Origin of the sequence: Paenibacillus sp. 1-18, from assembly GCF_000520755.1 — a bacterium.
GTDB lineage: Bacteria > Bacillota > Bacilli > Paenibacillales > Paenibacillaceae > Paenibacillus > Paenibacillus brasilensis.
Genome location: NZ_ASSB01000387.1, coordinates 1 through 25,652, shown reverse-complemented (window position 1 = coordinate 25,652; position 25,652 = coordinate 1). Strand labels below are relative to the sequence as shown.

Here is a 25,652-nt window from a genome sequence, read left to right as displayed (position 1 = left end):
ATAATCCGACAAAATGTATGATGTCAAGGAGCTTATCCCCCTGTAAACTGTACCTAATCTAACATGAATTGCATTTATCGGCTTGAGTCCATATAGCTAATCGGCAGCCTGCACAAAAATGATAATGCAATTTTTGTAATATTTAATGCCAGCAAACAGCAGTATAACAGCATAGCTGTCCTGAGCAACAATGATTTTCCGTTGGATAACTATTATGTTTAGGAGAGGTGAACGGAATGAACATCGGGGTTCCGAAAGAGATTAAAAACAATGAAAATCGTGTGGCTTTGACCCCTGCAGGTGCAGCTCAAATGCTTCAACACGGACATTACGTGTTTGTAGAGAGTCATGCAGGGATAGAAAGCGGATTTACCGATGGGGATTATGCCACTGCGGGTGCAACCATTGTGCAGCAAGCTGCCGATGTGTGGTCCCAGGCTGATCTGATCATTAAGGTGAAGGAGCCACTAGCCTCGGAATACGGATATTTTCGACAAGGATTGATTCTGTTCACCTATCTGCATCTGGCTGCCGAGCCAGCGCTGGCCCGGGCTTTAACGGACAACGGTGTAACCGCCATTTCCTATGAAACACTGGACGTCGAAGGAAGTCTTCCGCTGCTCACTCCGATGAGCGAGGTTGCAGGTCGAATGGCTGTACAAATCGGAGCGCAGCTGCTGGAAAAGCCAAAAGGCGGCAAAGGCATCCTGCTGGCAGGTGTACCGGGGGTCAAGCGCGGCAAAGTGACTATTATTGGTGGAGGGGTCGTCGGCACGAACGCAGCCAAGGTCGCCATCGGTCTTGGCGCAGATGTAACCCTGATCGACCTGAGCCTGCAACGACTGCGCCAGCTGGATGATATTTTTGGCAACCAGCTCCATACGCTGGTGTCCACCCCTTCTAACATCGCCGAAGCCGTCGCACAAAGCGATTTGCTGATCGGGGCCGTCCTGATCACCGGTGCCAAGGCCCCGCGGCTTGTCACGGAGGCCATGGTACAGACAATGCAGCCTGGTTCTGTGATCGTGGATGTCGCCATCGACCAAGGTGGTATTGTCGAAACGATTGACCACATCACGACACACGATCAGCCGACCTATGTGAAGCATGGCGTCATTCACTACGCGGTAGCGAACATGCCGGGGGCGGTACCGCAAACCTCGACGCTTGCCCTGACGAACGCCACGCTCCCCTACGCTCTCCAGCTCGCGGATCTGGGTGTACAGGAGGCGCTTCGCAAAAGCAAGCCGCTGCTTAGCGGCACCAATGTCCTGAACGGACATATCACCTACGAAGCAGTCGCCCGCGATCTGGGGTATCCTTACGTTCCGGTAGAACAGGCATGGCAGGCGAAAGCCTTGCACTAGAATAACTGCAGCTCAAAGAACCACACCTCCTTTTCCCTGAGGGATGAAGACGTGTGGTTCTTTTTCTGTTCACTGTATTTCATGTACTCGCAGCATTAGACGTATTCAGACGATTTCTGACGAAAGGAATGTCTGCAGATGGCGGTAAATATCCGTGATCTCTTCCAACGACATACGCACCAGTCCACTGGACGAGGGTGCCACAAATTCATGCATCTCGGGGATGAGCGGTTCAGGCTGAAATCCCCAATTTACTTTGGATTTTTTACTGTACTCAGTGTATACACCTTTGCCGACAAAGCAAGCAACCTTTGGACGATATTCCTTTAGCTTCGCATGCAGCTCCAGACGTCCTTTGGCGTATTCCTCGCGCGTAATGTCCTCCACGCCCCTGGTAGGGCGGGAAACGATATTCGTAAAACCGTAGCCAAGCTTAAGCAGCTCCCGATCTTCCGATGGATCGTACAAGCGAGGCGTCAAGCCCGCCCCCTCCAGTATGCGCCAAAAACGGTTGCGCGGATTCGCGTAATGCTGGCCTGTTTCGCCTGATTTCAAGCTGGGATTAAAACCAATAAATACAACGGATAATCCATAATCCAAATGATCATCTACCTCACGCAGCTCTGTCTCCTGCTCTGACATGGGCCTCCCCTTCCCTAAACGATATCCAGCGGCTGCTTCCGCGTTGGCGGAGGAAAAGCTTCGTCTATTCGTAGAAGCTGCTCAGGGGTAAGCCGGATATGGGCTGCCGCTGCATTTTCCCGTATGTGCGATTCCTGTACCGCTTTGGGAATTGCCCAGACATCGCCGTCCCGTATAACCCACGCGAGCGCGATTTGGGATGGAGTTACCCCGTGACTGGCTGCGATATCTACCATAACGGGATGCTCCAGCAGTCCCTGTCGCAGGCGTCCACCTTGGGCAATCGGGCAATAGGCCATTACAGGCACCCTGTGTGTACGGCTCCAAGGGAGCAGATCGTATTCAATGCCTCGCGAAGCTGCATGATACAGCACCTGGTTAACTGTGCAGGCATCGCCTCTATTCAGGCTCCATAGCTCCTCCATATCAGATTTGTCCAGATTGGACACTCCCCAGTTGCGGATTTTACCCTGCTCACGCAGCTTTTCCATGCCTTGTATCGTCTCTTCCAGCGGAATGTTCCCACGCCAATGCAACAGATACATGTCCATATACTCCGTTCCCATGCGGGTCAGGCTCGCTTCACATGCATGGATTAGCCCTTGGCGGTCTGCATGATGGGGGTAGGCCTTGCTGACCAGATACACGTCATCCCGGCGGCCCCGAATAGCCTCCCCGACGATCTCTTCCGCGCCACCCTCCGCGTACATTTCAGCCGTATCAATCAGCGTCATGCCCAACTCCAAACCAAGTTGAAGCGCACGTACCTCCTCTTGACGGAGCGAAGCCTTTTCACCCATATGCCATGTGCCCTGTCCAATGAGCGGCACTTCACGTCCGTCAGTCCATGCAAGTACACTTTTCTCTTGTTGGCTCTTTTGTTGGCTCATGTGCTTTCCCCTCCTTTTATACCGATTCAGTGGCCTGATGCCGCAGGCTTGTCAAAGACATGGCTCTGCGTCCAATGCTCTCCACCATCCGAGGTGGTATACATCACAGGTGCCTGCTCCGAATCCGAGAAAATAGCCCAGCCTTCCTTGGCATTCGCCATCCCGATTTGCTGGCTGCCATAACCGTCAAAGCTTTGCTTGCCATTGTTCCACGTCTTGCCGCCGTCATTTGTCCAGCCGATCGTATTGGGCTTGTCGCACGGTGCGCAGTAGCCGCCCATCAATGCGGTATTGCTGTTAACCGCATAGAGCATCCCCGGTGCCACCCCTTCATTTTTGGAAACATGATTGTCTTGCTGGCTAATACCGGGCGCGGGACCGCCGCCAGCCGTGGCATTCGCCAGTACAGCTCGCCAGCTTTGACCGCTATCGGCCGTATGCCAGAGCGAATACGAGGTCTGATTCATGCCTGTGCCCCCAATCAGCTCAATCCATGCGTTGCTCCGTTCCACCGAGCGGATAACGGCCCCGTTCAAAGGCTCTTCGGTCGTCCGTGTCATGACAGCGGTCCATTTTTGCCCTCCGTTAACGGTGTGTACAATCTGGAACGAGCGGTCTGTGGCCTGTGTTACCGCCCAGCCGTTTTGCCGATCATGAAAATAGGGCTGTCCCACCATATGATCAGGCACAGGAAGCGCTGACCAGCTTTGTCCGCCGTCCTTCGTATATTGGTTGCCGCTGAATCCTTCGTTGGATGATACAAAATGTAAAAAGCCTGCTGTTCCTTCCTTAGGTACTGTCCCTACAGCCTCCCAGCGTTTGCCGCCGTCGCGCGTTGCCAGCAGTGAGCCGCTATCTGCCATAGCAGCCCAGGCCTGCTGACCATTCAAGGCAAAAATCTGCTGCACCGTACCTTGGCCTTGATATTGCACATTCCAAGCCGATCCGACTGAGCCGGATGGTCCCGCGTCTGTCCGGGCAATCCAGCCATTTCCGCCGATCCAGCCGGATTGACCGTCGATCAGACGCAGTGCAGTAATATTATCCATGCGGACCTTCGCTACATGACCGTCCGTAGATGCTTGTCCTCCTGTCCCCGAGGTGGTGGATGGAGATGTAGTATTACTTCCGTCAGAATCAGTCTGCTGTTCCGGTGTATGTACTGCCACTCCTGAACCGTTCGCTTGTGCCGACGTTGAACCTTGCTGCTCATGCTGAGCCGCTTGGCCATCCGTTTTTTTCGATCCGTTTTGTGCACTCGTTTCACACCCTGCCGCCATGATGGCTACGGCGAGCAAAAGCAGCCAGGCCGATGTTTTTTTCTTCATTTTCGTTCATCCCCTTATGTTGTTGATATCCATGCTGATGCTGTGCGGGTATCGTAATCACAGCAGGGCATATTCTATGTATTACCCTGCTGTCTTCATTTCACTCTTACGGGCAAGATACGGAAATCAACTGTATGCAAATCATCATGGCAGATTTACGAGCCCAGAGCAACAAAGCCCCCTCTTTCAATAGCCCGGGCTCCTTCTTCGCTTTGCAGCCATTCGAGTAATCGCTGCATCGAAGGGCGTGGCTTCTCGCCTTCCCGTGTGACCACAAATAATTGAGCCGTGAATGGATATTGCCCCGAACGAATATGTTCTTTGTTCGGCTCCACTCCATCAATAGATAGAAATTTGACCTCTTGACGATTATGCATCACATTTGCAAAATAATAAAATGAATAGCCCAGCGCGTTGTGATCCTTGTTAAAATCTGCGACTGCATTAATCATCTCACCCATAATGCCAATTCGGAGTTCCCGGGGAGGTTCAGCCATCTCATGGCCTGCCATTACTTTCTTTTGCATATATGTCTGGCTTCCTGAATTTTCTTCCCGTTGATAAGCAATGATCGGCTGATCCTTTCCCCCCACTTCATACCAATTATGAATGTACCCAGCATATATGCGGCGAACCTGATCCGAAGAAAGTCCGTTAACCGGATTGCTTCGATGAACGAGAAAAATAAATGCATCGCGCCCAATTGGAGTGAGCTTCAGCTGCACACCCCTGCTTTTGGCGAGACGCAGCTCTGCATCGGATGGCCCGGCTACCAGAATCAGATCCGCCTTCTTTTCAATCAAATTTACATACGCCTGATGCGTCGTATTGAATTTCAGCTCGTGCGCCGCACGCGCCCTGCTCATTCCGGTCAATTCATGCAGCATATCCTGCGCAAACGGGATAGCCGCTGTAGCTCCGTCAACGACTGGAAAATCCCTCTCCGCAATGTATGGACGTCGAGGAAGCATCAGTGTAATCGTCAGGACAATGACGAGTGCAGCGGATATCGCGGCAACAACCCATTGCCATTTATGATCCACCTTACCATCCCTGCCTGTCACCGCTGGATAACGATCTACCCCGACGCCTACCACCATGCCGGCTATCGGCAGCAGTGCAGTCAACAAAAACCAGATTTCACTATGCTGTGTATACGGCTGTAATACCTCCAGCACTGGCTCCGCCCAAGCGTGATAAAGTGAAAATAGCTCCCACGAGCCTCCCCATACCTCGGCAGGTTGACCACCAGATCCCTGTAGCCCCACAATCCATAGCCACAGCCCGCACAATAATGACAACAGCCCGGTCAGCATTAGTGGAAGCTTACGCATACTGGAAAAACGCGCACTCAAGGCACCGTAAGCTGCAAAAATTAGACCGACAATCCAGGCATACAGCACTATCATTACAATCACTGCTGTATCTGTCACACCTGCATGCCTCAGCAGAAACTGCACATTGGATGCCACAGCTATACTCCAAATTACATTAAACATGACTGAAAACAATCCAAACATAAACGTACCGCCCAGCCATGGCAAAAACCATGCTGTCCGCATAGAAGCGCCTTTCTCCGTATCAGCTATAACTCCCTTTGGATCAGACATGTACATCCCCCTATACCTTTTATATGAAATAAGACTGTAAACAATTGCTTCTTCATTGTACAATTATGGTAAAGATTAGTATACGAGGAGATGGTAAAATGTCCTTAACTGATCATCAGGATCACACCTCCGATGTAACCTTGCTCCGAAAAACACACGATGATCTATGGTGCTCCTTACAGCATATTCCGAACGACGAGGCACTCAAACTGCTTCACAGCTTTGCAACACAGGTAGCGTTCTATCATGAAAAAAAGGACAAGGAGGCGGAATGGAAAAGCTACTTCAAAACCCCCTTGCCCTATATAGCCATCGCCGTCGGTATTTCACTGCCAACTGCCATGTGGCTTCTGATTTTGTTCTTACCCTAATGCGTATGGGAAAAAGGCCTTCCCTGGGGGAAAGGCCTCTTTGGTTTGAATCTTTTTTATATCGCTCTGGCATGGATCAAAAAACGGTGCTGCTTCACGTCCCAATATCCATCACGTTGGATGTCCAAATACAGACCATACAGCTGTTCTATATATTTCTGTGGCTGAAAGTCTGCAATCTGCCATTCAATTGCTTTTAAATAATAGACGAGCGCGCCGATATCGTAAAATCGCTGTATCGGAAACTGTTCCTGCTGGTCCAAAATTTCGAAGCCGTTGCTTTTCAGACCTGCAAGCGCTTGAGAAAGGGTCCAGTCCGCATACTCGTAATCTGGCGCTCCCAAGCGTTCGTTAATACCCGCACAATCCAGGCCCCCCACCTGTTGGGTCAAGAACGTCCCGCCTGGACGCAAAATACGGCGCACTTCCGCTGGCGAAAATGACTCATGCTTATTCAGCACAAGATCGAACCCGGCATCGTCAAACGGAAGGGAGTCGTCGTCATCAATAGCGATGACACGTACGCCCAGCAGCTCCAGTCGTTTTTTAGCAATTGGAACATTCGGTGCATACGCCTCTGTCGCACATACAAGCTCTGGAAAAGGGCGCAAACGGGACAATAACTCTCCCCCACCTGTCCCCATATCCAGCATCGCCTTGGATGTATGGATAAATGTCATAGCCTTGCTGACATAAGACCATTCCAAAGGCTCGCTTGCGACCCGGCCTGTATCCGAGATAAATGAGAAGTCCCATCCGAGAAAGGACTCTTCATGATGCTTTAATAGCTGTAGAAACTCACGATCTTCTATATATTTCATAGCTTGCTGCTCCTCCACAATTGGCCTGTACGTAATTAATCTGTACATTACAGAACTCTTCTCTCTTTAATGTTCTACCTTATATCTCTCTATGCCTTTATTTACGTTAGTCCAAATGTGGGAGAGCTTTTGTACTTCTCTGTCTCGCTTAAGGAGCTGTTGGCAGAAACTTAGCAAGCTCCGGTGTGATGTCTTTTGGAGTTAATAAGTAATAAACCGTATGAAAGCCGGAACCACTGATGGACTTGATTTTGACTTGGAACAGATAAGTGCCTTTCTCCACTTGTGGATCATAGCTATAATTATTGCGGTTATCCAGCACAGTATTCCAAAGTTTGGGATCTTCAATTGTGGTGACTTTATACTTCTGCTGCAATATCCTGAATAAATTCGCCGCTTCAATATACTTGCCAGGCTGATACGGCTCCTTCTCTTGAGAAACCATTGGAATAGCTCGAACCGATATCATGTCTTTCGACGTGATCATCACCTTGTCGGCATATCCTTTGCGTTCCAGCCAAGCATTCAGCTTGTGGAAGGATAAGCGCCAATTATAGGAGACGCTGCGAGTCCACTCTGGTTCTTCTGCTGAAATAGATGAAGGTTTGTTCAGAATTTCAATATTCCCCAACGCGTAAGAGCCTGCCTGCATTTCACTATAGCTCATGTCCAAAACATCTTCTTTCAGCACAGCTTCAAATTCACGAATATCTTCCGGATCAGTCAGAACAACTCGCCGTTCATTATCATCTGCCGATTGAATGCTGATCGTCTCTGCTTTACCGTACAGCTTATCAAGTGAGTAGCTTACTGTTTTGTACGGCTCAGACAGCATCACTTTCGCCAACGCTGCCCGGAAAGGCTGCTCAGGAAATGTATAACTGCGAGTCATAATGGTACCATCATCCAAACGATAGGCAATGGATATCCTTTGTTGAGGCTCTTTATTGGACCCGGACGTCTCTCCAGCTGAATGTGCTCTCACAAGCTCACGCTGTAAATTTAGCACAGCGGCGATAAAAGCTTTATCCTGCGAAAAGTAAAGATTTTTCTGTGCTGATCCCCCGTCCAAATACAAATTTGGCCCAGCATAGACTTGCTCGACTGAATGCGCGGTTGGAATCCGTTCCTCGTAGCCTATCCAGCTAGATGTGGGGATGTACATTGCCAGTCCCAAAACCGCACCGTATGCGACCAGTTCCAGCAAAGCACGAATACGTACAATTTGCCACGTCTTGCGGATGACCATCTCCACAGCAATATAGCCCAAAATAGCTCCAAGCACATACCCGAAGATCAACCAGTCTCTCCCCTGGCCTCCTGTGCCATAAAAATATTCTCCTACCAGCAGTATGGCGCATAACATAACTCCTGCCTTAAAAATGGGTTGGAAGAAGGTAAAGGCCATGGCCTGCGTTGCCTTCTCTGCGAGCCGTTTGCGATATAACACATAGCTCAAAATTACAAACAGCAAGGAAACACCAACATAAATAAGCAGCTCCACATATGAAAATGCGCTACTCGACAAATCCATAATGCGGGTGAACGGCGATAAACTATACCAAATATTATTGCTGCTACGCAACCCCACGCCATTACTACTTTGAACAATAGTTCCAATAATCTGAGAGTAACCATATAGATTGTGACCCAGAAAACGACTAATCATGGAGTACAAAAAAAAGGGCAACAGCAGCAAAGCATACACTACAACGGATTGCAACAGCGATTGTCCTACACAGATACCTACAAACACGGTAAAAGCAAACAGGAAAATCGTAAGAACCGATACAACCAAAGCCCATGATCCAATATCATTGATATGGAAAATAAAAGGCAGCTCAACCGACATGTTTACCAGGGCCGTTACTCCAGCAGTCAGCCATACGGGTACAATCAAAAGGATCAGGCCGCTAATTAAATGTGCCGTTAACAGATGCTCTCTGCGTAAGGGCAGGCTGTGATATAAATCCGAGGAGCCCTGACGCTGAATAAAACGAAGCAGCACCACACCCGCCAGCACAGGTACGGCCAATAAAATGATACTTTGCATTCCATCGCCAGAGTGTGTACCATCGAACAGGCTTCTCAAAACCGTGGGCATTCGCTCGTTTCCAGTACTCATAAATAACGGCAGCGGCACGGTAAACAATAATCCCGCCAAATACAACAGACCGATCCAGCCATGCTGTCTCAGGCTTTGGCGAATCACGCCGCCGCTACAGAAGAATCGGTTGGATGTCATAACCCGCGTCCTCCATTTCATAAATGAAAATTTCCTCCAGCGTCAACGGCAACAAATCGAACACATGCGGCTCATACGCCTGAATCGTTTCTGCAATCCGCTCCCGTTCCCCACGGATAATCAGCAGCAGGACACTGCCTCTCCGCTCCTTATGTACAACCGAAAGTTGCTTGTATACGGCTTCCTCATGCGCACTTTCACGAAAAGCAACCTGCACCTTATGCGTATCGGACTTGAGGTCGTCGACTTCCTTTTCCAGCAGCATACGTCCCTGATGCATAATACCGACGTGATCACACATGTCTTCGATCTCACGCAAATTATGGGATGAAATTACAACGGTCAGCTCGCGCGCAGCGGTTTCCTGGAATAGCAGATTTTTGATCATCCGTCGCATCACGGGGTCAAGTCCATCAATCGGCTCATCCAAAATCAACAGCTCAGGCATACAGCTCAAGGCAAGTAAAAATGCGGCCTGACGCTTCATTCCTTTGGAAAAACGATGCAGTTTGCGTTTGGGGTCCAGCTTGAAAATATCCGTAAGCTGTATGTATCGCTCCTCACTCCAGCTTGGATAAATGGAACGATAAAAACGGGCCATCTGTTGAATCGTCGCTTGCGGAAAAAAATAGGGTGTGTCCGGCATAAACAGAATGCGCTGCTTGACTTCGGGCTGCTCATATACGGCTTGCCCCCCGATCAGTACCTTCCCTGTATCCGGTCGATAGATTCCGGCGATCATTTTGAGCAGTGTTGTTTTACCCGCCCCATTCGAGCCCAGCAATCCAAAAATGGAGCCCTTTTTCACCGTGAGGGCGAGTTGATCCACTGCCTTTTCCTCTGCAAATGTCTTTGTGACTTCCCTTAATTCAATCAAGGGACATCCCCCTTTCCTTCAATTGCATAGCTTCTACGTATATGGCGTCCACTTCCAGCTGCGTAAAACCGAAATGGACGGCTTCGATCATCTGCTTTAACAGTGCTGCCCGAATCTCATCCCGCTTCATTTGCTGCGGCTGCTGCCGGGCAGGTGTGACAAAGCTGCCCTTGCCCTGGACGGAATAGATATACCCTTCGCGTTCCAGCTCACGATACGCCTTCTGAATCGTATTCGGATTCACTGTAAGCTGAGCGGACAGTGCCCGCACGGAAGGCAATTGCTCATCCGGCTGAAGTGATCCGTACACGATCATTTCCTTCACTCTGTCCATTAGCTGTTCGTAGATCGGCTTGCGGCTGCGGATATCCAGCTCGAACATGGACTTCCTCCTTTCAAGACTTGGTCCGATTTATATTATTTCAAACCGTACTAACTGTACTATAATTAATAGTACAGTTAGTACGGTTTGTCAATCATTTGTTTGGTCATTTATTACAAAAAATAGCCGTGATGCATCATGCATCACGGCTATTTCTTTTAGGGAATTCTTCGATTCATAAGACTCTCCGTGCCTCAACTTCGCCAGCTTCCTCCTCTTCCGGAAGCCTAAGATCCAGCTGGAACCGGAACGTCGAGCCCTTGGCCTCTTCACTATCCACACCAATGGAACCGCCCATCAGGCTAACCAGGTTTTTGCAGATGGACAGCCCCAGACCCGTACCTCCATATTTCCGGTTCAGTGCCGGATGGAGCTGGGAAAAGGGCTGAAACAATAGATGCTGGCGATCGGTGGGAATACCGATGCCGGTATCGGTTACACTGAACTCGATCAAGCATTTCTTTTTACGATGGCTATAAGCCTTGCTCTCGGCAAAGATGTTTACACGTCCTTGCTCCGTAAATTTGATCGCATTGCTCACCAAATTCACTAGCACCTGCCGGATACGTACATGGTCACCAACAAGAACCCCCGGCAGCTCCTGATCCACGTGCCACTCCAGTTGGATGCCTTTTTCCATAGCCTGCCTTAAAAATAAATCCGCCACACTGCCCATCACATTTTCAAGTTCAAAAGGCTCGAGCAGCAGCGCCATTTTTCCAGCTTCGATTTTGCTCAAATCCAGGATCTCATTGAGTATCTGCATTAAAGCAGAGCTGCTGCTGGTAATAATATCAATATAGCTCCGCTGTTCCTCATCCAATTCGGTATCAGCGAGCAGCCCCGCCATGCCGATAATCCCATTCATCGGTGTCCGAAGCTCATGGCTCATCACGGAAAGAAACTCTGACTTGGCCCGATCAGCGCGTTCAGCAGATTCCTTGGCACGAATGATTTCCTTTTCGTTCGTGATGTCGACAAAAACCATCACGGCCCCTTTTCGCTCACCATTATCCATCAGGGGACTGATTCGATAAGAAGCAAGGAAGCTGGACCCATCCTTTTTCCAAAAAACAGCTTCCTCGGCCTGATAAGAAGCACCGCTTCGAATCGCCTGAAGAATAGAAGACTGCTCATCCGGATAATGACTCCCAATCTCATCAGCATGTCGTATGATGCCTATACATGCATCATCCAGCATATTTTCCAGCTCCACGCCAAACATCTCGGCAGCCGCCGGATTCATAAAGCGCACATGTCCTTCGGTGCTTAGACCCACAATACCTTCGGAGACCGCGTTCAAAATGAGCGAATGCTCATTGCTGAGCTTTTCAATTTGCGCAATGTATCTTTTAAGAGGGGTAACATTTTCAATAATCCCGTAGCAGCCCACAATTTCCTCTTGCACAAAGATAGGGATATTGGTCACCTTGATGAACAGACGCTCCCCGTTTTTATGTATGAATTCCGATTCATAGGTTTGCGTCTCTCCCTGCTTGGCCAGCTCCATGTGGCGCCTGATCTTGTCCTGCTCCTCAGCGGAAGCCATTGTAAGTACCTCAGCTCCAAGTAATTCTTCCCTTGTATAGCCAGTCAGCTCCTCCAAACTTGGATTCACGCTCAGGATTTGCCCCTCCATATTCATGGCGCATATACCGAGCGGGTTATGCTGAAACAGCGACTTATAACGATTTTCACTTTCCCGAAGACGCTGCTCCATTTCCTGATGCTCCGTAACATCCTGTACCATACCCACAATTTGAATGGGCTTGCTTGCATGCTCATCCAATTCGGCTTCCCAGATCGAACGCAGCACTTTTTGTTCACCATCAGGCAGCACAATTCGGTAAAAGGTCTCTTCGTGGATTCCCTTTAATATGACGTTCGTAATAATCTGCTTCATCCGCTCCGTATCCTCTGGGTGAACTGCCTCCATGAAGGCATCAATGCTCGTTTCAACCGACTTGACACGATATCCAAAAATGCTGCGGAATTCTTTGGAAAAGTGCATAACATTGTTGACAAGATCCCAGTCCCATGAGCCGAACATTGCCAGTTGCTGAGCCTTTGCCAAATTTTCCTCACTCTTCTGGCGCTCTGTAATATTGCGGCCTATGGCCAAAATGCGTTTGATCTGACCACTTTCATCCCGAATAATGCGGAACGACACTTCCATCCACAAATAATGCCCGTCCTTATGGCGCACACGTTGCTTCATGATACCTGTTTCCTTGAAGCTTCCATGTACCCGCATATAATCAGCATCTTCTGTATGATAGAAATCGAGTCGTTTTTTGCCGAGCATTTCCTGCCTGGTATAACCTAAAAGCTTTTCTACCGAGGGAGAAACGTACTCAAGCCTGCCATCCGGCGTGCTGAATGAGATAACATCCGGTGTATTTTCCGTAATCAGCATGTATACATCCTCGTTGTCCGAGAGCACCTGCTGTATGTCCTTTTTCTCCGTTATGTCCGTTGCATAGGCAATCAAATACGATTGTCCGCTAGCCTCATCATCAAATATCGTTAATTCCAATGACAGCCAGACCGCTGTTCCCCGTTTATGCTTTAAACGCAGCTCTGTCTTGTATACTTGCTCTTTAGCCCCCAGCCAGCCGATATAGGCAGCTTTCAGCCCTTGCTGATCCTGGGCTTCTTCATACAACAGCCGGTAATATCGGGTATCCCGCAATTCCTCCTGCTCATATCCAACCATTTGACAAAAAGCAGGATTAACGTACAAGCATCTCCCTTCCCTCGACAAAATGGCAATCCCTGTCGGGGCATGGTTATACATATGTTCCAGCATAGGCAGTCGTTGAGCAGCAGAAAACACGATGAATCTCCTCCTTTTGGGGCCGGCAGCCTTACACAATAATCTAATATGATATCGAATGTTCTATAGAGAATGCTTGTCTCTATGTATGATTCGTTTAAACATGTATGCACAAAAGATTGCCGATGCAGCTTCATCGGCAATCCTAGAACTATTTGTTTATACCACCCGGCTAAGAAAATGACGCAAAAATCGCTCTGCATCCACCTCTATTGCCACATCAACGGTTGTCAGCGCTTGAGCTCCGCTCTCGTTTTGCACTTCACGGGTGCGACCGACTTCGGGAGAATCCCCCACCTCAACGGCTATGCGCATTGGACGCGTCTTCACAAAGCTGGAATCAATCGCTAATCCTACAGCCAGTGGATCATGCAAAGCACAGCCTGCAATACCAGGCCTGAAATTGCGATAGGCTTCCATGTAAAAGTCCGTCATATTGGCCATAAACGCGCCCAGCTCGGTTCCTTGCTCACGCCATTTGTCTACATCCTGCTGGGGAAGCAGCGTCTGCATGGTGACGTCCAGTCCTACAAGGGTTAGCGGGAAGCCCGCACCCAGCACATAGGCTGCCGCTTCCGGATCGGCGTATATATTCGCTTCAGCGGCCTCGGTTACATTCCCTCTCACCGTAACCGCACCACCCATAATGATCAGGCCGTCAAGTGATGTGGGCAATTCGGGACAGCGATCCAGTGCAATCGCAAGGTTGGTCAGCGGTCCCACAGCTGAAAAAATAAGGGTATTTTCTTTAATTTCCGTCTGCTCAAATCGACAATAATAAACTTCAAACTGCGATCCATGCAAATGTTAAATCTATTAACAATAAAAGGGCATTTTCAGGTCCTCATGGCCATGAAAACACCCTTTTATCGTTGGATAGTTATCGTTGTGTAGCCTCACGGGTCAATATCATGCATACATGCAGTGAGCGCTAATGCGATTGTACCAAGCCGCTATGCCTTGCTGGGCTGCACCTTTTCACGTTCCTTGCCTTTGTCCGATTCGCCCGCATTTTTGTTTGCCGCCTCCCGGTCCAGCTGCATTTCCTCAACTGTTTTGACCTTCAGCCTTGCTGCTCCCTCATAAGGACGGGTTGGGATCAGATCGCCCGCAGCCAGACGTTGACGTGCCTCGGCAATCGCTGCCCCATACTGTGGAAGCCACGCTTCCTGCGCTACCAGCATTTCATCGACCATCTGCCAAATTTCTTTCGGGTTACAAACCGCACCCACCAACGGGTCCATCATAAACGCCTGACGCAGCAGCTTATCATCCCCGTACACTGCCGCTTCGACAGCCAAACGCTGGACGGAAATACTTACATTGCAGACGGCCGCAGGACCAAGCGGAAGCTCGCCAACATGCGGCATGGAAATGCCGTTCCGATCCACATATCCGGGTGCTTCAATGATCGCATCGTCCGGCAGATTGGAGATTACTCCGTTATTAACGACATTAAAATGCCCTCGGTATACACGTCCAGTTTCTAACCCTTCAATAATATATGAGCCGTGCTCCTCACCACGATTCTCCGCTTTGTACTCCATTGGGTCTTCTTTCATCCAGTTGGGGAAATCCGTCTCGAACCAGTTGCGTCCTTCCGTACATACGCGCAGATAGCCTCCTGTTTCTCCATTGATCCAGCTGCCCAGATCAATCCAGTCGAGAATTTCATCCGGACGCTTCCGGTACCAGGGAACATATTCACTTAAATGACCGTTAGATTCTGTGCTGTAGTAGCCAAAACGGCGAAGCATGTCGATCCGTACCTTTTCGGTGCGGCTATATTCGGGATGCTTTTCAAAAGCCTCCAGCAGTCCTGCCGTCAGATCCTTGCCTTGATGGGATGCCTGGATGTACCATGTCTGGTGATTGATTCCGGCACACACAATGTCCACATCCTGCTTCTCCAGACCATACACCTCGGCAATTTGGTGATGTCCGTGCTGGACGCCATGACATAGACCAATCGTACGCACACCGCTGTACTTGTTGCAGGCCCACGTAATCATCGCCATCGGGTTCGAATAGTTCAGCAACAGCACATCCGGTGCACTTAGCTCGCGGATGTCCTTGCAAATGTCCAGCATTTCAGCGATCCCCCGCTGCCCGTACATAATGCCTCCCGCACACAGCGTATCTCCTACGCATTGGTCCACGCCGTATTTCAACGGAATATCCACATCGGTCGCAAAGCCTTCCAGACCGCCAACCCGGATCGTACAAATGACGTATTTGGCATCCTTTAAAGCTACCCTTCGATCCGTAGAGGACTGTATTTGTATGGACAAACCGTTCTCCCGGATATCCCGCTGGCACAGCTCAGTGACCATGTCCAGATTGTGCTGACTTATGTCCGTAAAAGCCACTTCGATCTCATTAAATTCCGGCCGATAACAAATCTCGCAAAATGCCACGTGTAAAACCAATGCTTCCCGCTCCAATAAAAGCTACTTTAAATGACACGGCAATCAACCTCCGGGATTAGAATTGTAATATACCGTCATTGTAGCAATATGCCTGTAGAAAGCGTTATCAAAATCATGACCAGATTCGTATATAGGTGTCAAAAATTCTAACTTTCATACCTATATCTGCTGCTTGTTTTTTCTACTTCTCTCATTTCTCTTAGTCTTTTTACATTCCTCTATTTCAAACCATGCCTTATAATAGATATATCATCGCCGTTAACTTTGCATCTTCAAACTCCTGCTGTTGCCGCACCAGAACTGTCTGGTTATACTGCACAAGCTGCTCGCACTCAGATGCTCCTCGCTCTAACCTAACTATGAGTTGCAGTATTTGTTGGCGTGGTAGTCCATCCTACTGACCAGCTACCACATCCAAATGTTCCGTACGGTCTAACAACTTCTGAATCTCTTCTCTAACCTTAAAATCGGTACGTCCTCCTTTGGTTTTGAGCATGCAAAAAAAGCTCATTCCTACTCATGGAATAAGTTGGAAAGAGCTTTTAAAAGTTATAAGTGTTTGTGAATTATTTAGCGTTTGATTTGTTGGTTGTATTGTACGATCTTGTTGTTGGGGTCGTAAACCCATTAGTAAATTGAACAAGTTCTACTCACTTAATTTCTCTACTGTTACTCCCCTGCTAATAACCGATAACCATGGTACTTCTTGGTCAACGGTATAAATTTCAATATGCACTATATCTGATTTGTTATATTTTTTTATGAAATCACTTTCCTTAACCAGTCTGTAATTTTGAATGGTATACCAACTCATGCTGTATGAGTGCTTTTCCTCCTCTTGAACATTTAACAAGTTATCTGTCAGCAAAAAATCAGCTTTTAAGCAGTCTTTAAATCTAATCTTCAATAAATTACTTTCATCTTGGCCAAAGTAATAATCAACAGTTAAAACTAAGTCTAGTAAATCATTTTCCCAATTAATTCGCTCAACTATGCTATCTGTAAAATCTAGAGTTTCGTATATCTCGTCAAAACCATTTGCAATAATCATTACACTTCACCTCTACTTTTCAAAATAAAAATGAGTCAAATCTCTCAGTTCTTGTTTCGTAGCATTTGATGGGAAATTGCCAAACTCATCAAGCCATCCCCCACCCTTATTTTGAACTTTAAAATATGGCTTTCCATCTGCTGGATTAGGCATAATTCGTATCACATCTCCATTTTTAGGGTTAGTAAATTTAATTGCTTCGCCACTTTTTGCGCTTCGTGGAGGATCGACTACTTTAGTCCATCCATTGCCCTCTAAATTTCTGATTAAATCTTCTGCACTATGGTTTTTTGCTAATTCCTTATAGCTAGAGCTATCCTTTATAAGATTTCCTGCCCCAGCTTTTAACGCCCCCTTAGTCTCAAGTTTAGCTTCTTGTTCGAGTATATTCTTCGATTGCTGTTTCACTGGGGCACTATTCGAAATTATGTCCTCAGTTATTTGTTTCTTGCTCGACTGTGAGAAAAACTGTTTAAATTCTTCTGCACTCGGGCCACGCCCTCCACCTCGTCCATCAAATACAAAAGGACCTTCCGTCATGTTAGATAATGACATCCACCTTTGCTCTTCTTGAGATATACCCTCTTTATTCGATAAAATCAAAAAGTCGCCAGGATAACTTTTTTTCCAATCCTCATAATACTTAATATCAGGATCGCCATTTGCTTTGCGCACCACTCGATCTGCTGCCCAATAGCTTCCTTCAGGTATATCAGGTCTGTAGTCCTCATTAACTGTTATATAAACATACGTTCCACGAATCCCCCATTTCTTTTTATCTTCCTCAGTAGGCTCTTTCCTTTCCTACACACATCTTCACGTTTTGCCATTCGTTTCGTCTTCTTTTGATTTTGGGCATGTAAAAAAAGCTCATTCCTACTCATAAAACAAGTTGGAAAGAGCTTTTAAAAGTTTCAAGTGTTTGAATTGTTTAGCGTTTGGTTTGTTGGTTGTATTATACGATCTTGTTAATGGGATTGTAAACTCCGTTTACACAAACTATTTTTCAGACTCTTAACTACTCATCCATCTCCCAACGAAAGTATTTAGAAAGATTATGGTTTGCCTTATTAATATCATCATCTGAACACTTATTAATAATATGGCTTAATGTTTCTTCAAGTTTTTTTTCATTAAAGTCACTTGTTATAATATGACCACGTCCTATGATGATACTACCTTGACCTACCATCCTGTCTAACCTTTTGGGACTAATTAGTTCAAAAGAAAATAAGTCTGATGCTCCACTTATCTCTTTAGGACCGATATCTACATGGTAAGTAATATAAAAATCGTCTATATCATCACCCCAATCCTCAAATATTTTTGTTAAAGCTTTTATAACAAGCATTTAATGTGCCCTCCTAATCCAAAATATCAATATGAACGTTTTTGTTCTTAACGAACCAGAAGTCGTTGTACTTCGCCTTCATATGCAATACCTTCCTTTTGGTGTTGTTATGCCGCCACCGGGCGGCTGTAGAGTAGGGAAGGCGGCTAGCCCGAAACGTATCCTTACCTGTTCTATGTCAACTGGTCGTCACCAGATTGTTCGTTCACTATAACCATCGCGGCAAGTAGCCCATTCGTTTCGGACAATTTGCAGATAAGTCCTCACAATATTAATGGTCGGGCTATCCTGCCTTTTTGTTACAATGGCTTATCTATCATGGCGGCGTACTCTACAGTTGCGTAACATTTTCAAAAATCTGTAAGAATGCGAGCATAACAAAAAACAGGTCAATCATGGTAGTATCTAAACATAATCAACCTGCTTCGTGTAACGAAATAGCATTATTTAGGTTACGAAATTAAAGCATTAATGTGCGTACACCATAATGACAAAATCTTCATACGGGTGTTTCATGAGTTATACATGTTATTGAATGAAAGATGGGTTCACTCGGCACTCGGTAGTCCCATAAAAAAAACTTTAAGAGTAAGTAAATTAGAACTCCTCTAACGAAATTGCCTCAATGGAACTGCAGTAGAACTCAATAAAGTTATACCCATCATTTTCACCATAACCACTATCATCATGCACATGGTATCGTTGACTTGTATCCCATCCTAATTCTTCTTTATCATGCACTATTAAACTCCTCGTCAGATATAGATTCGTTATTTTCCTTATACTAAAGTCGGAAACATTAGCATACCTTATTTTCATTTTAAATCGTCGCCCTGTCTCAATAACCGAGACGAAAAAAGACAAAGTAAGTACAGTCGTATAATTATCTTCAAAATCAATATCTACATCGTAATCAATTCCAACTATTTCCTTATATGTCCAAGAACCAAGAGTATTTAACTTAGCAGTTATAGTATCGTAATTTTTTATAGCAGCCAAAAAATACATCTCCCCTCATTAATCAATAAATTTTATGCTATTTGTTGCTTCATCAATTACACCTTGTCTGAGTCTGCCTGTAGAAAAGTCCATAAAATACTTTATCTCTGATTTCACATTTTTCCCTGCATCTTGATAAACGTATTCATGCATATGTGGGTTTGTATGATGAGCAAAATTCCCATGGTCAGAATAATCGATTCTATACTTTTGCTTGCCTGCTTGGTCATAAATTACCCGGGATTTCTCTATCTGTCCACTTGAACCTAGACGGCTAAAATCAATTCTAGCCCCTGGAGTTCCTTGCATAGGGGCGTAATTTTTTTTATAGTACTCATCAGGTAGGAACGGTTCTTTCGCAAAATCGTCAATCTTATCCGTACCCTTAGTCCCAAGTTTAACTTCTTGTTCGAGTATATTCTTCGATTGCTGTTTCACTGGGGCACTATTCGAAATTATGTCCTCAGTTATTTGTTTCTTGCTCGACTGTGAGAAAAACTGTTTAAATTCTTCTGCACTCGGGCCACGCCCTCCACCTCGTCCATCAAATACAAAAGGACCTTCCGTCATGTTAGATAATGACATCCACCTTTGCTCTTCTTGAGATATACCCTCTTTATTCGATAAAATCAAAAAGTCGCCAGGATAACTTTTTTTCCAATCCTCATAATACTTAATATCAGGATCGCCATTTGCTTTGCGCACCACTCGATCTGCTGCCCAATAGCTTCCTTCAGGTATATCAGGTCTGTAGTCCTCATTAACTGTTATATAAACATACGTTCCACGAATCCCCCATTTCTTTTTATCTTCTTCAGTAGGCTCTTTCCTTTCCTGCACACTCATCTTTCCCCAAGGTTGCCTTGGAGACTGTTCTGTATTCTTGGGCTTCCAGCCCGCTCTTACTTCAAGCGGAATTTTGTGATACTCCGTGTTCAGCTTATCCATATTATGGGCTAGACTTTTCGCTAGCTCCCCTAATGATCTGGAACTGGCGACGTTGCGGGCTGCCGTCCACACTTTGCCTCTGTAAGCGGCGGCGTAGCGTTGTCCGACGCCGTTCTTTTTATAAGCGGCTACCCGGCGGTTAAAGGCTGCGGCTTCCCGCGCCAGATTCCTTCCGCCCAGCACAGCCCAGCCTCCTGATGGCACGCCTGCCAGCATGGATAACCCTGCTGCCGCGTACTTCAAGGCACGGGTTGGCCCCCCCTTGGCGACGTCACGGCGAATCGAAGTGAGCTTGCTGTTCGACATCCGGGCGGGCGTTCCCAACACGGGAATCGTGCCGATGATGCTCAGCGCCTTCTGAGCTACGTTCAGCATACCGCCCAGCAGGTTTGCCTTGGGCGATGCAGACGCAGCGTGGGAAACACCTGCCTTCCCAGGCTTGCTGCTGCCCGAACCCTGTTCGCTCGGAGAACCTCCCCCTGCCCCGCCAGTACTCTTCGGCGCATGGGCGGCCTGATACGCCTTGATCGACATCAGCGGCGGTTCTGGCACGGGCTCCAAATCAGCGACGAAAACCGGACGCTTGATTATCCCATCCAGCTTCACCCGCGACGAACGAATATCCGTCTCTCCGTCTATCACCACACTGCTGCTGCCTGCTTGCAAATAAATGGCCTCGTTTGCCGTAATGTCCAGTGTGTCCTCCGCATGGATCGTTAGCTCCCGTTTGGCCGCAATTGACAGCGCATGGTCACTGTGTACCTGTATTCCCTTCGCATCAAGTGAAATATATACGCTATTCGTTTTAGCCGATACCAGCAACTCTTGCGCGCTTAGCTTAACCAGCTTGTCATGAGGAGTGCCCCAGTATTTAATGTCCGGATTGCCCAACTCGGGTACAGACTTGCCACTGCGCCTCAAAGACCTGGCTGCAAAACCATCCGACTCCTGCAAGGTCGGGAACTGTACCTGCACCATGTCTCCTTTTTCGGGCATCACATACCAGCCGCTATGACCCTCTGCACTATAGCCTGTTGCATAGGGGAACCAGCATGCCTTTTCCCGTTCCTGCACAGCATCTATGGTGAGATGTACACGAACCTGATCCCGTTCAACTTCCAGTACCCGACCCTCTAGGGAGGCTCCCCTCACTGAACCGTTCCAGATCGGCTTTTGCCGAATTTCATCTTCAGAAACCAGTGTATAGGTATGTAAAAACAACCCCCGGTCCATTCGGGACACGATATCCGCAACGAGCAGTTCCTTGCCTTGAAAAGAGACCACATCTCCCGGGCGAAAATATCGTGCACTCTCCACAGTATAGAATGTACCATAGGGGCTGTTGGCTTCGTTATCACGCACACCTATCGTATTCCCCGGCTGTCTATGCCACAGGTCTGCTCTCCCGGGCAATGTTCTACTCATGAAGCCGTCTACACGGACAGCAGACAGTTCACTGCTGCTGCTTGAATCACTCCAAATATCATTTATTTCATCGTTCCCATACCTCGATCCTGGAAGCGAGCCGGCAAGGATTGCTTCGGCTTCGTATACCGACGATGCTCCGTATGTCAAACGATCCCCGTCAGAAAAAGCTCCATCTGCTCCGACAAAGCTTTTTCTTGAATGATACGGTACTTCATCCAGTGTTCCGGGTCGTCCCTCGGGAATACCAAACCAGAACTTGGGGGCATCTGCGGCAGCCTCCGGCACAAGCACGGCTCCAAATCTGGAAGCCATCCTTTTCAAAAATGCCCAGTCTGTCTCTCTGTACTGCAATATCAAAGCACCCAGTCGGGCATCCCCGCTGACCGTATCAATCACATCTGCTCCCGCATAACCAGCAAGTATCTGCTTCAGCAGTTGCCCATACGTCATGGTATGATCTTGAAAAGACCGGGTCACAGGCCTCACATCGAGTCGAATCGTATGCGATATGGCCTCTAACTGTACGTAATGAATGCCGTGTACCTGCTTCAGCGTGATACCCGTCATTTGTCCATGGAACAACGTACGCAACCGCTGGCCATCCTTGTCCTTTTCGATGACTTCAATCGGTTCGGCTTCACTCTCCAACTCCATAAACCGTTCCTGCTTTTCCTCCGGCACGATGCCACTCACTACCAAACGCACATGGTCGCCCAATCTGCGCTCAATGCGAATGTCTGTCATGGTTTGCAGCGGAACTTTACTTAGCAATTCCACATGACGGTAACCGGATGTTTCCTGCACCTTGTCCATTTGATGAGAAACCCCCACTATCAATCCAGATTCTGCCCGTCATTTTCAATCGTGATTGCTCCGCAATACAGGCAGGCATTGGTACAATGCTCCAGCAAGGCAGGCTTCCCCTCGACGAGCACATCCTGCTTGCCTCCAATCCAGGGTTGAAGAATAACCGGGACACAAGGTGCCTTCTTCACACCAAAAATGTCCACCATCTGGCTATTTTGAACCGCCGGATTGGCCGGGCTAAAACAGTTACCGAACCCAGAAATATGAACTCCCGGTTCGTGATCCCCCACATTCATCTGGGCCTTGTCCTTGATGTAAACACCGTGGCTAAGCGGACGCTTGAGCCGGGTGGGTTGTGTACCGTAGTTGCATTTCAAAATAGCCCCTGCAACCACATATCCTTTCTTTGCACCTGATCCGGCCTGAATGGTCATGGATGCTTTTTCTTTTGCCATGGTCTGCTTCCTCCGTCAATTCGTTTTGACTTCGCTGCCAACGACCGATGTGTCACCACCGAGTGTAATATGGCTGCTACGGCTGGACAGGTTGATTTCCTGACCGGCGGAAATAGTCACCTTTTGCCCCGCCTCCATGTGGATGTTACCGCCTGCCGAAAAATGAATATCTTTGTTGCTCACCATATGAATGCCGTCACCTTGATTCAGCTTGATGAAAACAGCACCATCCTTGCCGGTGATTACCACCTCGTCCGGTGTCAAACGGATTTCCTTCCCATGTGGCGTTCGGAATATTTTTACGTCCGGATGCTTCAAATGATTGTGACCACCATCCCCCCGATCCTGCCGGGCCGAGCTACTGGCGATGCCCTCATCATCATGCTGGTTCGGAAAATAAATACGCACTTTATCCCCCAGCTCAGGCATCACGTACCAGCCGCTATGCCCCTCTGCGCTATACCCTGTAGCATATGGAAACCAGTGGGCTTTATTTTTATCCTGCTCCGGGTCGATATCCAGATGCACTTTAACCCGATCACGTTCGACAGCGATCACTTTTCCCTCCAGAGACAGACCCGTTAGCTGCTCGTTATAATACGTTTTCTGTCGCAGCCCCTTATGTGTCGTCAAGGTGTATGTGTGCAGCAGCACTCCCTGGGTCATACGAGTTTGTGCCTCGTATACATATAGCGTTTTGCCACGGAATTGAATTTCATTGCCCAGTTCCAGCACCTGCTCTGTTTCAACGGTATAATCGAGAAAATCCTGCTCATTCACTGAAGCTGCATCATTGCCTGCAAAGTAGCGATATGCCGAGATTCTTTTGCTTACCGTGTAATGATAATTGTCCAGTTGAACGGCTGCTCCGCTTTCCTCAATGCCAAAATAGAACTTTGGGGTATCAAATATGGCCGCGGGCATAAGGGAGGTATGGTAATAGGAAGCCAGCCGCTTGAGAAAAGCCCAATCAGTCTCGCGGTACTGCACCCACATCCGCCCGATCAACGCTCCCCCGGTGGCCGAATCCATGATGTCCAAGCTAGGATAAAGAAGCGAAATACGACGTAGCAGTTCATCCACCTTCATATTTTTGTCCTGAAAAGAACGACTTTGGGGGTGTACATCCAGCCTGTAGGTATGCGACACAGCCTCTACCTCCAGGTAATACACATCTCGTACCGCCTTCACTTCAATCGCCAACACTGTTCCGCTAAACAAGGGAACCTCCGTGCCATCCTCTGCCAGTTGCGAGATTCCGACAGGTGAGTCAAATTTGGTCATATCCACATAAGTGTCTTTTAGTTCCTCCGGCACGATAGCGGTAAAACGCAACCGGGTATGGTCATTTAGACGCTTGACCAGATATAGCTCCTGTACATTGATAAGCTGATATGGGGTGATTTTCAGATTAGAACAGGTGGTGCTTATTTGCTCCATGTTTCTTCTCCTTTGGCCTCACTGGGCAGGATTTTCAGTGTGTTCATCATACGTTGAGCGACCGGACGCCATGTGTCCATATGCTCCTCCGTACAGTTAAACGACCCTATAAGCGCGCGTCCTCGCAGAGGTGTGAAAAAATTCAAATTATACAAACGCGCATTCAAAACTGGAGTCATATATTCACAGTATCCGAGCCTCTGTCCGTACACCTTACACATACCGTCCCCATACCATTCCGTCAGCTTTTGCGTGTGGTGCAAAATGTAAACCATTTCGCTGATGAACGTCTCTAGCTCCTCATCCGTCAGTTCGCTTGCTGTCAGGTTAAAAGAAAAATTGATCTCCCCCGTTGGATCGGTCAAAATGAGCGGTGGGCGATAACTCGAAGGATATTTAAGTTCAATCTCCCGCTCGCCCATCTCGGTGAATGTCCGAGGCAACCACATCGAAATTTTGTCGTTTAGCAAAGGACGTTCTGCAAAAGCGATTCGTTTTCCGTCCAGCATCATAAGTGGATGAAGCTCCATTTCCCTCTTCTCCAATTCCAAGCTGCTCTCAGACTCCATGTCATGATGTAAATCCGATTTCGGAAGACCTGATGCATCCGGTTGTTCTTTCCGTGCAGCATGGATCATGGCCGCAATTTGCTCATCCATATGTCCCATCGTCGATAATTGCTCCTTTATATGTTCAATTTCGATATTCATTTCGGGGAACTTTCTAACATAAATGAATCTAAAGTACCATTTGAATTCCAATTTATGCCTTACATTATAAGTATCATACGAAACGCTCTTGCGATTGTCAATTTATAACTATTATAAAACAAATAAGATATAGGACCTACTTTCATGCATAAAAATGAAATGTTTACCATCAGTCAAACCCTTTTTTACCCAAGGTTACGTTTCCATACTTGCGTAAATACGACTTCATTTGCATAGATATAAAACTAATTTGCCTATGAACCTCTTTAATTTAATATAATCTGAGAGCATTCACCTCTAAAAAATGATTCTTTAGAACCTGAATCCAAAGTACCCATTTTCGAAATTAAAAAAGCCTACCTTTTTATCAGGTAAGCTCCTCACAAAGACTGAACATATAGCAAGTATTATGTTTTATTCATATTCCTTCCTCGTCCGCATAGTTCCATACATGCCGTTCCACAGCAGAACGGTATTCGACTGGCGTCTTACCTGTATGCTTTTTGAACAGCATATGAAAATACTGCCTGCTGCCGACACCTACGTAATCGGCAATTTCCTGAATGGGAATGTCCGTTTGCTGAAGCAGCATCCGGGCCTTGTCCATTCGCAGCATGGTCAAATAAGCGGTAAGTGTTTGTCCGGTATGTTTCTTGAAAATACGG

Annotated in this window: 21 protein-coding genes and 1 pseudogene; 2 read left to right on the top strand and 20 right to left on the bottom strand. The window is 47.4% G+C overall.

Features of this window, described 5'->3' with window-relative positions:
- Positions 1-236: 236 nt before the first annotated feature.
- Positions 237-1,367 (top strand): alanine dehydrogenase, encoded by a 1,131-nt coding sequence (gene ald / locus L693_RS0126100; RefSeq protein WP_025721271.1) that lies wholly within the window; start codon positions 237-239, stop codon positions 1,365-1,367.
- Between the two features lie 105 nt (positions 1,368-1,472).
- On the opposite strand, the gene L693_RS0126095 is transcribed toward ald, so the two are convergent.
- From L693_RS0126095 to L693_RS0126080, 4 genes are all read right to left on the bottom strand, one after another.
- Entirely contained in the window at positions 1,473-2,009 is a 537-nt protein-coding gene (locus L693_RS0126095) for a mismatch-specific DNA-glycosylase (protein WP_025721269.1), read from the bottom strand.
- Positions 2,010-2,023: 14 nt separating this feature from the next.
- The gene (locus L693_RS0126090) at positions 2,024-2,899 is read right to left on the bottom strand and encodes an aldo/keto reductase (protein ID WP_025721267.1); all 876 of its coding nucleotides are present in this window, start codon (positions 2,897-2,899) and stop codon (positions 2,024-2,026) included.
- A gap of 26 nt (positions 2,900-2,925) precedes the next feature.
- A complete protein-coding gene (locus L693_RS0126085; protein ID WP_025721265.1) occupies positions 2,926-4,227 on the bottom strand; it encodes a hypothetical protein in 1,302 nt (433 codons plus the stop codon).
- 155 nt (positions 4,228-4,382) lie between these two features.
- Positions 4,383-5,837, bottom strand: coding sequence for a PstS family phosphate ABC transporter substrate-binding protein (locus tag L693_RS0126080; RefSeq protein WP_025721263.1), 1,455 nt, complete (start codon positions 5,835-5,837; stop codon positions 4,383-4,385).
- Between the two features lie 98 nt (positions 5,838-5,935).
- On the opposite strand from L693_RS0126080, the gene L693_RS0126075 reads away from it, so the two are divergent.
- Positions 5,936-6,208 carry a hypothetical protein gene (locus L693_RS0126075; RefSeq protein ID WP_025721261.1) on the top strand — a complete coding sequence of 91 codons (273 nt, stop codon included), beginning with the start codon at positions 5,936-5,938 and terminating at the stop codon, positions 6,206-6,208.
- Between the two features lie 56 nt (positions 6,209-6,264).
- On the opposite strand, the gene L693_RS0126070 is transcribed toward L693_RS0126075, so the two are convergent.
- From L693_RS0126070 to L693_RS28570, 16 genes and pseudogenes are all read right to left on the bottom strand, one after another.
- Positions 6,265-7,029, bottom strand: coding sequence for a class I SAM-dependent methyltransferase (locus tag L693_RS0126070; protein WP_025721259.1), 765 nt, complete (start codon positions 7,027-7,029; stop codon positions 6,265-6,267).
- A gap of 148 nt (positions 7,030-7,177) precedes the next feature.
- The gene (locus tag L693_RS0126065; RefSeq protein ID WP_025721257.1) at positions 7,178-9,274 is read right to left on the bottom strand and encodes a multidrug ABC transporter permease; all 2,097 of its coding nucleotides are present in this window, start codon (positions 9,272-9,274) and stop codon (positions 7,178-7,180) included.
- A complete protein-coding gene (locus L693_RS0126060) occupies positions 9,249-10,151 on the bottom strand; it encodes an ABC transporter ATP-binding protein (protein ID WP_025721256.1) in 903 nt (300 codons plus the stop codon). The genes L693_RS0126065 and L693_RS0126060 overlap by 26 nt, the downstream gene beginning before the upstream one ends.
- Complete coding sequence (locus L693_RS0126055; RefSeq protein ID WP_025721254.1) at positions 10,144-10,533, bottom strand: GntR family transcriptional regulator; 390 nt, start codon at positions 10,531-10,533, stop codon at positions 10,144-10,146. Before L693_RS0126055 ends, L693_RS0126060 begins: the two co-directional genes overlap by 8 nt.
- A 175-nt stretch (positions 10,534-10,708) precedes the next feature.
- A complete protein-coding gene (locus L693_RS0126050) occupies positions 10,709-13,369 on the bottom strand; it encodes a PAS domain S-box protein (RefSeq protein WP_049825286.1) in 2,661 nt (886 codons plus the stop codon).
- Positions 13,370-13,528: 159 nt separating this feature from the next.
- Entirely contained in the window at positions 13,529-14,173 is a 645-nt protein-coding gene (locus tag L693_RS0126045; protein ID WP_025721252.1) for a nucleoside hydrolase, read from the bottom strand.
- Positions 14,174-14,322: 149 nt separating this feature from the next.
- Positions 14,323-15,835: pseudogene (locus tag L693_RS0126040) on the bottom strand (alpha-glucosidase/alpha-galactosidase).
- 609 nt (positions 15,836-16,444) lie between these two features.
- Positions 16,445-16,849: a hypothetical protein gene (locus L693_RS0126030; RefSeq protein WP_025721251.1), complete on the bottom strand. Its 405-nt coding sequence runs from the start codon at positions 16,847-16,849 to the stop codon at positions 16,445-16,447.
- 12 nt (positions 16,850-16,861) lie between these two features.
- A complete protein-coding gene (locus L693_RS0126025) occupies positions 16,862-17,524 on the bottom strand; it encodes a hypothetical protein (RefSeq protein WP_025721249.1) in 663 nt (220 codons plus the stop codon).
- 343 nt (positions 17,525-17,867) lie between these two features.
- On the bottom strand, positions 17,868-18,200 hold the full coding sequence (locus tag L693_RS0126020) for an Imm8 family immunity protein (RefSeq protein ID WP_025721247.1): 333 nt from the start codon (positions 18,198-18,200) through the stop codon (positions 17,868-17,870).
- 597 nt (positions 18,201-18,797) lie between these two features.
- Positions 18,798-19,208 carry a hypothetical protein gene (locus L693_RS0126015; RefSeq protein WP_049825284.1) on the bottom strand — a complete coding sequence of 137 codons (411 nt, stop codon included), beginning with the start codon at positions 19,206-19,208 and terminating at the stop codon, positions 18,798-18,800.
- Between the two features lie 9 nt (positions 19,209-19,217).
- Positions 19,218-22,388 (bottom strand): phage baseplate assembly protein V, encoded by a 3,171-nt coding sequence (locus tag L693_RS0126010; RefSeq protein ID WP_025721243.1) that lies wholly within the window; start codon positions 22,386-22,388, stop codon positions 19,218-19,220.
- 20 nt (positions 22,389-22,408) lie between these two features.
- A complete protein-coding gene (locus tag L693_RS0126005) occupies positions 22,409-22,837 on the bottom strand; it encodes a DUF4280 domain-containing protein (protein WP_025721242.1) in 429 nt (142 codons plus the stop codon).
- Positions 22,838-22,852: 15 nt separating this feature from the next.
- Positions 22,853-24,277 (bottom strand): hypothetical protein, encoded by a 1,425-nt coding sequence (locus L693_RS0126000; protein ID WP_049825283.1) that lies wholly within the window; start codon positions 24,275-24,277, stop codon positions 22,853-22,855.
- A complete protein-coding gene (locus L693_RS0125995; RefSeq protein WP_049825282.1) occupies positions 24,265-24,987 on the bottom strand; it encodes a hypothetical protein in 723 nt (240 codons plus the stop codon). Before L693_RS0125995 ends, L693_RS0126000 begins: the two co-directional genes overlap by 13 nt.
- A 418-nt stretch (positions 24,988-25,405) precedes the next feature.
- Positions 25,406-25,652, bottom strand: a 247-nt coding sequence (locus L693_RS28570; RefSeq protein ID WP_155983945.1) for a helix-turn-helix transcriptional regulator, incomplete at its 5' end; no start/stop codon positions are given.